Genomic DNA, 8868 nt, shown 5'->3' with positions numbered 1-8868 from the left:
CCTCCTGCCGTGACCGAACTCCGGCTGGCGCAGAGGCCGTCCTGCTAGGGTCCTGGCTGATCGTCATCCGATCCCGGCAGTCGACATCACCATCGGAACAGGAACCCAATTCTCGTGCAGAAGTTCGCCGTCGTCATCGTCGTCCTCCTCGTCCTCTGGGCGGTTCTCTCGATCGTCGGGTTCGTGTTGAAGGGCTTGTTCTGGCTCGGGATCATCGGCCTCGTCCTCATCGTGGGGACGATCGCGTTAGGAGCCGTCCAGCGCTCGCTGAACGACCGGCGCTGAACGCGCCTGCGCGCTCGTCCGGGTCGCCCTGGCTGCGCGCTTGTCTCCGGGCGATGGCTGTCGGAGATGCCCGCTCGGCGCGCAGTCTCGGCAACCTGCTCCACACACTCGGCGACGATGCCGCAGCACGACAGGCCTACGAGATCGCGGCAGCGCGCGGCGACGGGTATGCGACCACGCTCCTGCGCGATCCCTCGTGGGAGCTCCCCGGCTGACGGCGGAAGGTCCGCGTCAGGGTCGTCCTCGGCGCTCCTACCCGGCGATGGACGCGGGCCAGGTTCACGGCTCGTCGTCCCAGGGGACCGGCGTCGTCGTGCCCGACTGCACGTCGCTCCGGAGGATCGCGTAGGCGACCGATGCGAGTGGCTGTCCGCCGGCCACTGGCCAGCCCTCGCGGTAGTGGGCCTCCTTCACCCAGCAGGCCCGACGGAAGGCGCGACGCATGGCGACGTTGTCCTCGCGGGTCTGCCCCTCGAGCTTGCGGACGGACGGGAACCGCCCGAAGACCTCGGCGACGATGACCGGCAGGATCGCCGTTCCGATCCCGCGCCCTCGCGCGTCTTCGGCGAGCCGCAGGTCGATCAACGCCGTGTCGTCCTCGAGGTCCTCGAGGGCGACGATTCCCACCACCTCGCCGTCTGCGAGTACCCAACATCCGAAGGCACCGGGCCCGTCGACGATGCCGGAGGTCAGGCGTTCACGAGCCTCCTCCGCGGTCGGTCGCGGCTGCATGTGGAACGGGAACTCGTGTGCGCTCAGGAACTCGACGAACGCGTCGTCGTCCCGTGGGCGTTCGAGCGGTTGCAGGCTCAACGGTGACATCCGCCCAGTATCGCAAGGTCGCCACGGTGTGTGCCGAGCGGAGGTGAGCTGTCGAACGCGCACGCCTGTCCAAAGAACGCAACAGGCCACGTGTCGTCTCGCCCCGTCATTACGCTGATGCCCGACAGGACCCTTTCGCCCTGTCGGGGTTCCCGGCCGGCTTCCCCTCGATTCCGGCCGGGGCCCGCTTCACCGCCAGGGCGGACGTCAGGGGCGGTCGGTGCGTCCGGCGTTCGCCGCGAGCAATCCGCTCGCTCCGGCGATCATCGCGGCCTCGGTCCGGGTCGCCGCACCGAGCTTCCGCAGGATGGCCGAGACGTGGACGCTCGCCGTCTTCGCGCTGATGAACAGGCGCTCGCCGATCTGACGGTTGCTCAGGCCTTCCGCGATGAGCTGCAGCACCTGGCGTTCTCGGGCGGTCAACTCGATGGAGCCGCTGGCGCCGCGCGCTCGGGGGCGGCCGTCGAGGTTCAGCGACGCCCGCTCCGCCAACGCCCGCGCACCGTCGAGCACGAGGCCGGCACCGAGCGTCGCCGCCTCGGCGACCGCGATGACGAGCGTGTCCTGCGCGGCAGGACGGTCACCGGCTGCCACGCGCGCCTCTGCCAGTCTGAGCGCCGTGTAGGGCGCGAGCGCGGCCGGTGCGAACGGATGCTCGGCCATCGCGCGAGCCGCCTCCCACGCGCCGACGTCGTTCCCGGTGCCGTCCGGTCCGCCGAGTTCGGCGTCGACCAGCGCGCTCCACAGTGGCGCGGTCGGCCAGAACCGCTCCTCGGCGAGCAGTGCCCGCCAGCGTTCCTCCAGCTGGCGGAGCCGATCGTCGTCGACCCCTGCGAATGGTCCGGACTCCACGTCGAGTGTGCCGGCGGCCAGCGCGACACGGACCCGAGCCAGGACGCGAGCCGCGTCCGCCAGTGCCGGGAGGTCGTACGCCGGCATCGGGCGGTGGTCCGGGGCGTCGAACACGCCGACCCCCGCCGGCGACCAGGCCCCGGCGAGGTCGCCGGCAGCCAGCCCGACCTGCATCACGACGCGGGCGACGCCGAACCGCGTCTGCACCTCCAGGCCGGACAGGGAGAGCATCCCCTTCCGCCACCGGCGGTACAGGGTCGCCGCGCTCTCGGCGTCGCCACGCCAGAGGGTGAGCAGGATGAGCGACTGGCGCAGGTACACCGAGAAGGCGAGGGGCGGCTGCAGTGCCAGGGCCCGGTGGACCCGTTCCTCCGCCTCGTCCCAGCGACCGAGCGCCACCAACGGGTCGACCGCGTTCGACGACAAAATGAGCCCCGAGCTGCGCTCGACGCCCAGCTCCTTCGCCCGCGCGACGCCTTCCAATGCCGACGCGAGCGCTTCCTCGTAGGAACCGAGCAGGTTCGCCATGTCGGACGCGTTCACCCGGTACCGGAGGAGCGCGCTGCCGTCGCCGTCCGCCAGCGTCTCAGCGGTCGCCAGCATCCTGCTGCCGCTCTCCAGTTCGCCGTGGTGGATGCGCGCGATCCCACCGATGTTCGCCGCGACCGAGGCGTTCCGTGCCGAACCGGTGCGGACGGCCTCCCGGGCGGCCTCGTCGGCGTACTCGATCGCCCGTTCCAGCCGCCCGATGATCATGTGCCGTGCGCCGAGGCTCGTCAGCAGCACACCGCGCAGGTCGCCGGGGGTGCCCGGTGGGACCCGGTCGAGCGCCTCTTCGAGGAGGTCCACCGAGCCCGGTCGCCCGAGGTTGGCGAGGTAGAACGCCTTGTCACGGAGGAGCTTGGCCTGGTCGAGGTCGTCGCGTTCCTCCGGCGTCGCGAGCACCTCGTCGACCATGGCGATCGCCCGGTCCGTCCACCCGGCGTTCCGCAAGGCGCTCGCCGTCCGTCGCATGAGTTCCGAACGCGAGCGCCCGACGAGTGCCGCGGCGTCGGGCACCTGGTCCCAGATCTCCAGGAGACGCTCGCCGAGCTGCGCCTCCGTGCTGTACGCGTAAGCAGCGTGAGCCTGCTCCATGGCGCGGACGGTCGCGGGGAAGGCCCGTCCGAAGTCGCGGGCGAGCATCCAGTGGTGCGACACCGCGGCAGCGACCGGCTCACCACCGACGCCTGCCTCCAGCGCCTCGGCGAACCCCGCATGGAACCGGCTCCGTTCGCCGGGCAGCAGGTCGTCGTGGATCGCCTCCCGGACCAGTGCGTGTCGGAACTCGTACGTGGTCGCGTCCGCGACGAGGACGTTCGACCCGATCGCCTCCCGCACACCGGTGTCGAGGGCGTCGGGGCCGCCCGTGAACACCCGCTCCAGGAGGGTGTGCTCGACGCAGACACCACCGGCCGAGATCACGCGCAGCAGCTGTTGGGTCGCGGGCGGGAGTCGCTCGTAGCGCGCCAGCAGGAGCTCGCGCAGGGTGTCGGGGAGTTCGTCGCCGTCCCGGTCCACCTCCAGTCCGAGGAGTTCCTCGACGAAGAACGGAACGCCCTCGCTCCGTGCGTACACGCTGTCGATCGAGACCGTGTCGAGGGAGCTTCCGCGGATGGCGATCGCCTGGCGGAGCACGTCGCTGCGGCTCAACCGTTCGAGGGTGTGCCGCTCGACGCGCCTCGTGCGGTCGAGCTCGGCGAGGAACCCGCGCAACGGGTGTCCGCGGGGGACGTCCTCGCTCCGGAAGGTGAGCACGATCATCACGCGATCGCAGGTGAGCGCGCGGACGAGGAACGCGAGCAGGCTGAGCGTCGCGCCGTCTGCCCAGTGGACGTCCTCGACGACGACCACGACCGGCCGGTCGCGGGAGAGCGCTTCGAACAGCACGGCGACGGTCTCGTGGAGCCTCCCGACGCCGCCCTCCCGCTGATCCTCCGCATCGGGACCGAGTGTCGGCAGCAGCGTCGCGAGGGAGGCTTTGCCCGGACCCGCAGCCTCCAGCACCGCGTCGCGCCCGCGCTGCGCGACGAGGTCCTTCATGAGGCCGAGGACCGGTGCGTAGGGCGCGGCGACGTCACCGAGGTCCACGCACTGGCCCGTGATGACGAGCGCCGACGACCGGACCGACCGCGTGAACTCGGTGAGCAGGCGCGTCTTGCCGATACCGGCCTCGCCGCTCAGGACCACACTGCGTGACTCACCCGCGGCGACGGCGTCGAACACGGCCTGGAGCGCTCGAAGATCGGAGGCGCGCCCGATCATCGTCGGGCTGGTGGTGGGCAGGCTCACCACTCCATGGTCCCACCCTCGTCACGATCGGCCGCGGCGTCCGCGAGTCGCCGCTGCTCCTCCAGTCGTCGTTCCCGGCGGCGACGTTCCCGCTCGAGATCCCGCTGGAGTTCCTGCTCGATGAACCGTCTCGTCTCGACGGACGTGAACGGGCTGTGACTCGCGCTCGTGATCAACATGGGTCCTCCGCTGCGCACGGGGTCGGTGTCCGTGCTCGACCACTCACGTTCCTCGCTGAGGCCCGTGTCCTACCTCGGGCAACTGCCCTAGATGGCCGGGACCGGCGCGGTCGGAGCTGCCGTCGACCTGGGGAGTCCTCCCCATCGTCCGACGCGGCCGATCCCTCCTAGAGTCGGTGTCGGCCCGGAGCGGTCCAGAACCGGAGGGCTGCAGTGAGCACGACCACGATCGACCGCACCTACCTGAGTCGCGCGGTACGAGGGCGCACCGTCCTGGTGATCACCCTCATCTTCCTCACGGCCGTCGCGGGGTTCATCGGGTTCGGGAACGTCAGGGACCTCGCCGCCGACCTCACGGCGAGCTACACGACGACCACCGGACAGGTGGTCGACGAGGGTACGGAGCGGGTGCTCGAAGGCAGCCGACGCAGCAAGCACTGGGAGGAGTACCGCACCGTCACGGTGACCTACGAGGTGCCTGGGACGGCCGGATCGGACGAGATCCGCAGTGACACGATCCAGGTGGGCGAGACGCTCGACATCTGGGTCCGCGACCAGACCGGCGAGGTCACGCTCGAGGCGCCGGCCGGCCCGGACTTCTGGCAGTGGTTCTGGGCGGTGACGATGTCACTCCTCACCGCACTGCTCGCCTGGTGGTCCGTCATCGCGGTGCGCAACAGCATCCGACTGCTCGCGTTCCGCCCCGGAACCCGGCAGCCGGACGTCGTGTTCGCATTGAGTGGGGCGGTGCCGCGCGCGACGGGCCGCAACGGTCGACGACAGGTCCTGGAGCTCACGGGCCGGATCGAGTCGAGCTCCGACGGGCTCCGGGTCGGTGAACCGGCGACGCTCACCGTACCGGCGAGTCACACGGCCGCCGTGTCCGGCTTCCCGCCGCGGATCCCCGGCTACCGGGTGAGCCAGCGGGCGACGGAGGACGGGATCGTCGTCGTGCACCTGCCCGAATCCGACGTATGGTGGGCGGCCACGCTGACGTTCCCCTCGACCCTTCAGTCGGGCGGGGTCGCAGGTTCGGCGACCACCTCGGGCTGAGCGTTCGGGGCGGTGTCCAGGTACCGGACGCTCAGGGGCGGACGCGAACGCTGCGCCCCTCGAGGGAGACGACGTCGTCGAGCTGCAACTGCCGGCCGCGTCGGCGATCGATCTCGCCGTTGACCCGCACCGCGCCGTCGGCGATCGCCGCCTTCACGTCTCCGCCGGAGTCGAGCAGACCGGCGAACTTCAGGAACTGCCCGAGTCGGATGCCCTCGCCGCCGATCGGGACGTCGGTGATGTGTGCCGGGTTCGTCATCCCCGAATGCTAACAAGGATGGGTTCACTGGACTCGGGGACAGCATGTGGTTGTACCCTCAGCGGTACCGGGCCATCGTGGCTCGCAAAGGAGCAACACCATGGGCGAGAAGTCCGCACGGAAAGAAGGCGGCAAGACCGCACCCGCGAAGACGCTGAAGGAGAAGCGCACCGCGAAAGCCGACAAGAAGGCCGGCAATGCGCGTTCGGAGAACACCGACGCGGTCACGCGGGTCAAGAACCGCTAGTCCCGATCCTCGGCCCCGCGCGGTCGGTGATGCGCTCAGGCGTCTGTCCCCTCACGGAGACGGGCGCCTGTTCTGGTCTTCACCCTCGCCGCGATCCGCCCGGGTGTCGACCTCGACCGGCAAGCGGTGGGGAGCAGTCCCCATTGAGCCGCCGTCGTGGTGTGCCCCAATCTGGACCCTGAGAACAACAACCGTCGATCAGGGGGACATCACCATGGGGTACACATACCGGCAGCGCATCATCCGCACCTCGGCAGCAGCCTTGGCCGTTCCCGCACTGCTGCTCCTGAGCGCATGTGGGAGCTCGGGCGGCGAGATCGGCGATGAGGTCCGGATCACCGAAGGGACGATGACGGTCACGGGGATCGAGCAGCGGACCGCGGAGGACGTCGCGGCGCTCGAACTCGACGAGCTCGCCGGCCAGACGCCATACTTCGTGACGTACGAGGTGGCCTTCAACGACGGCTCGGAGGGCGACCTCAACGAGAACTTCTGGAAGGCCAAGGCGTCGGACGGTGAGGCGTCGCCCATCAACGTCCTCAACTTCGGTGGGGATTTCGACTGCACCGGTCTCGGCGAGGTGTCCGTTGGCAAGGCGGAAGGGTGCCAGCTCATCATGGTGCCGGAGGGTGCGACGCTCGAGTCGGTGTCCTTCGGTGGAGCGGGCACGTGGCGCGCACCGCAGGCGGAGTGACGCCGAGGCCCTGACCGCTCACGCGCGGGCCGGGCATCCCGCTATCGTCGTGGCATGTCCGACCTCAGCCCCGGCGACGACGCGCTCGAGCTCGCCCGCCTGCTCATCTCGATCGACTCCGTCAGTCCGAGCCTCGTCCCAGGGGCTCCCGGAGAAGGGCGGATCGCGGCGGTGATCGCGCAGCGACTCGAGGGCGCCGGCTTCGTGGTCGACCTCGTTCCCGCGCCGGAGGACCCGCAGCGCGTCAGCGTCGTGGCCGTGCACGCGGGATCGCAGCCGGGGCCGACGGTCGTGTTCAACGGCCATCTCGACACCGTCGGGGTCGAGGGGATGGTCGACCCCTTCACCCCGCGGATCGCGGACGGCCGGCTCTTCGGGCGCGGTGCCAGCGACATGAAGGCCGGCCTGGCCGGGCTGATCGTCGCCGCAGAACGACTCGCCGCGACCGACCACCCCGGCGCGGTCGTCTTCACGGGCGTCGCCGACGAGGAGGACGCGAGCGTGGGGGCCGCTGCCGTCCTCCGACACCTCGCCGATCGTGGTGTGACGGCGGACGTGTGCCTCATCGCCGAGCCCACCTGGTTGGACCGGGTGTCGGCGCATCGGGGGTACGCGGTCGTCGAGGTCACGCTGCAGGGGACGGCCGCGCACTCGTCACAGCCTGGTCTGGCCGTCGATGCGATCCGCGCTGTCAGCGCGCTGCTGCAGGAGGTGGAGCGGGCCGACGACGAGATTCATCGGCGACCGGCGCACCCGTTGCTCGACCACGGTTCGTTCACCACGACGGTCGCCAGGGCAGGGAGCGCCCCGTTCACGATCGCAGCCGGCGCCACCCTCGTCATCGAACGACGCACCCTGCCGGGTGAACGCGCTGAGGACGCGCTGGTCGAGGTCCAGGCGATGCTCGAAGCGGTCGCAGCCCGGATGCCCGGCCTCCGCACGGGCGCCCGGCTGACCCATCAGCGCGAGGCCTGGGAGGCCGACGAGCACGGGGCGGCCGCGCGGTACGCCGACGTCCTCGCCGCCGAGCTCTCTCGGGGCGCCGAGGCCCTACCGGCGGCGGTCGGAGCGCCGTATTGGATGGAATCGGCGCTCTGGCAGGCGGCGGGGATCCCGACCGTCGTGTGCGGCCCCGCCGGCGGCGGACTGCACGCCGCGGAGGAATGGGTCGACCTCGACCAGCTCCGGCGGTTCCCGGAAGCGGTCATGGCCGCGACCCGCGACGCCCTGTCCGGATCGGGCGCGGCGTGACGCCCGCGGGACCCGACCGCATCGCGGTGATCGGGCCGGGCGCGATCGGAACCGTGGTCGCCGCAGCGCTCCACGAACAGGGACGGACGCCGTTCATCGCGGGGCGGTCGAAGCGGGCGGAACTCCAGCTCCAGGTCGACGATGAGACGGTGACGGTCCCCGGCCCGGTCCACACCGACCCGGCGGAGTCCCCGGGTACCGCGGCCCTCGTCTTCCTGGCGGTCAAGGCCACCCAGACGGCTGCCGCTGCCGACTGGCTCGCCGCGCTGTGCGGCCCGGACACGGTCGTGTGCGTCCTGCAGAACGGCGTCGAGCAACGCGAGATGGTGGAGCCACTCGTCCGGGAGGGAACGGTCGTCCCCGCGGTCGTGTGGTTCCCGGCCACCCGTGAGCCCGGCGGTCCGGTCACCCTGTTGAGCCCGCCGCGCCTGTCCCTGCCGGAGGCACCCGGTGCCCTCGTCGTCGAGGACGCGTTGCGAGGCTCCCGCTGCGCCGTCGAGGTCTCGACCGACTTCACGACCCTCGCCTGGCGGAAGCTGCTGCAGAACGCGGCCGCCGGACTCATGGCGCTGACCGGACGCCGATCGGGCATGTACCGGCGCGACGACATCGGCCGCTTGATGCTCGGCTACCTCGAGGAAAGCGCCGCCGTTGCGCGCGCGGAGGGTGCGCGGTTGACCGACGACGAACCTCGGCGGCTCCTCGACCAGTTCCGTGCCGCTCCGGTCGACCGTGGGACGTCGATCCTCGCCGACCGCGAACAGGGGCGACCGCTCGAATGGGACGTCCGCAACGCGGTGATCCAGCGGCGGGGGAGCGCGCACGGCATCCCCACGCCGATCAGCGACATCGTCGTGCCGTTGCTCGCCGCGGCGAGCGATGGGCCGGGCTGAGC

11 protein-coding genes are annotated in these 8868 nt (G+C 71.0%); 7 read left to right on the top strand and 4 right to left on the bottom strand.

What is annotated here, in order from left to right:
- The first annotated feature begins 114 nt into the window (after positions 1-114).
- Together RWN05_RS00620 and RWN05_RS00615 are read left to right on the top strand one after the other, a co-directional pair.
- Entirely contained in the window at positions 115-285 is a 171-nt protein-coding gene (locus tag RWN05_RS00620; RefSeq protein WP_314137841.1) for a hypothetical protein, read from the top strand.
- Between the two features lie 53 nt (positions 286-338).
- Complete coding sequence (locus tag RWN05_RS00615; protein WP_175116889.1) at positions 339-500, top strand: hypothetical protein; 162 nt, start codon at positions 339-341, stop codon at positions 498-500.
- A 64-nt stretch (positions 501-564) separates the two neighbouring features.
- On the opposite strand, the gene RWN05_RS00610 is transcribed toward RWN05_RS00615, so the two are convergent.
- The 3 genes from RWN05_RS00610 to RWN05_RS00600 form a co-directional block, all read right to left on the bottom strand.
- Positions 565-1107, bottom strand: a complete 543-nt coding sequence (locus RWN05_RS00610) for a GNAT family protein (protein ID WP_314137838.1) — start codon at positions 1105-1107, stop codon at positions 565-567.
- Between the two features lie 207 nt (positions 1108-1314).
- Positions 1315-4290, bottom strand: a complete 2976-nt coding sequence (locus RWN05_RS00605) for an AAA family ATPase (protein ID WP_314137836.1) — start codon at positions 4288-4290, stop codon at positions 1315-1317.
- Positions 4287-4469 (bottom strand): hypothetical protein, encoded by a 183-nt coding sequence (locus tag RWN05_RS00600; protein WP_064295074.1) that lies wholly within the window; start codon positions 4467-4469, stop codon positions 4287-4289. Before RWN05_RS00600 ends, RWN05_RS00605 begins: the two co-directional genes overlap by 4 nt.
- Positions 4470-4682: 213 nt before the next feature.
- On the opposite strand from RWN05_RS00600, the gene RWN05_RS00595 reads away from it, so the two are divergent.
- Positions 4683-5522 (top strand): hypothetical protein, encoded by an 840-nt coding sequence (locus tag RWN05_RS00595; protein ID WP_314137833.1) that lies wholly within the window; start codon positions 4683-4685, stop codon positions 5520-5522.
- Between the two features lie 31 nt (positions 5523-5553).
- Here RWN05_RS00595 and RWN05_RS00590 read toward each other — a convergent pair whose 3' ends face one another.
- Positions 5554-5781, bottom strand: a complete 228-nt coding sequence (locus RWN05_RS00590) for an RNA-binding S4 domain-containing protein (RefSeq protein ID WP_314137831.1) — start codon at positions 5779-5781, stop codon at positions 5554-5556.
- A gap of 100 nt (positions 5782-5881) precedes the next feature.
- Between RWN05_RS00590 and RWN05_RS00585 the strand changes: the two genes are divergently transcribed.
- The 4 genes from RWN05_RS00585 to RWN05_RS00570 all read left to right on the top strand — a co-directional run bounded on the left by RWN05_RS00585 (position 5882) and on the right by RWN05_RS00570 (position 8866).
- Positions 5882-6028, top strand: a complete 147-nt coding sequence (locus tag RWN05_RS00585) for a hypothetical protein (protein WP_157579891.1) — start codon at positions 5882-5884, stop codon at positions 6026-6028.
- A gap of 214 nt (positions 6029-6242) precedes the next feature.
- The gene (locus tag RWN05_RS00580; RefSeq protein ID WP_314137828.1) at positions 6243-6722 is read left to right on the top strand and encodes a hypothetical protein; all 480 of its coding nucleotides are present in this window, start codon (positions 6243-6245) and stop codon (positions 6720-6722) included.
- A 54-nt stretch (positions 6723-6776) separates the two neighbouring features.
- Positions 6777-7973, top strand: coding sequence for a M20/M25/M40 family metallo-hydrolase (locus RWN05_RS00575; protein ID WP_314137826.1), 1197 nt, complete (start codon positions 6777-6779; stop codon positions 7971-7973).
- The gene (locus RWN05_RS00570; RefSeq protein WP_314137824.1) at positions 7970-8866 is read left to right on the top strand and encodes an oxidoreductase; all 897 of its coding nucleotides are present in this window, start codon (positions 7970-7972) and stop codon (positions 8864-8866) included. The genes RWN05_RS00575 and RWN05_RS00570 overlap by 4 nt, the downstream gene beginning before the upstream one ends.
- Positions 8867-8868: the final 2 nt, after the last annotated feature.

Source organism: uncultured Plantibacter sp. (assembly GCF_963518075.1).
In the GTDB taxonomy this organism is placed as follows: Bacteria; Actinomycetota; Actinomycetes; order Actinomycetales; family Microbacteriaceae; genus Plantibacter; species Plantibacter flavus_A.
This window is presented reverse-complemented; position numbering and strand designations above follow the sequence as displayed.

Excerpts from the sequence above, each read along its gene's own strand:
- RWN05_RS00615 (WP_175116889.1), top strand. The coding sequence starts at position 339 with ATGGCTGTCGGAGATGCCCGCTCGGCGCGCAGTCTCGGCAACCTGCTC.
- RWN05_RS00610 (WP_314137838.1), bottom strand. The coding sequence starts at position 1,107 with ATGTCACCGTTGAGCCTGCAACCGCTCGAACGCCCACGGGACGACGAC.
- RWN05_RS00600 (WP_064295074.1), bottom strand. The coding sequence starts at position 4,469 with ATGTTGATCACGAGCGCGAGTCACAGCCCGTTCACGTCCGTCGAGACG.
- RWN05_RS00590 (WP_314137831.1), bottom strand. The coding sequence starts at position 5,781 with ATGACGAACCCGGCACACATCACCGACGTCCCGATCGGCGGCGAGGGC.
- RWN05_RS00585 (WP_157579891.1), top strand. The coding sequence starts at position 5,882 with ATGGGCGAGAAGTCCGCACGGAAAGAAGGCGGCAAGACCGCACCCGCG.
- RWN05_RS00580 (WP_314137828.1), top strand. The coding sequence starts at position 6,243 with ATGGGGTACACATACCGGCAGCGCATCATCCGCACCTCGGCAGCAGCC.
- RWN05_RS00575 (WP_314137826.1), top strand. The coding sequence starts at position 6,777 with ATGTCCGACCTCAGCCCCGGCGACGACGCGCTCGAGCTCGCCCGCCTG.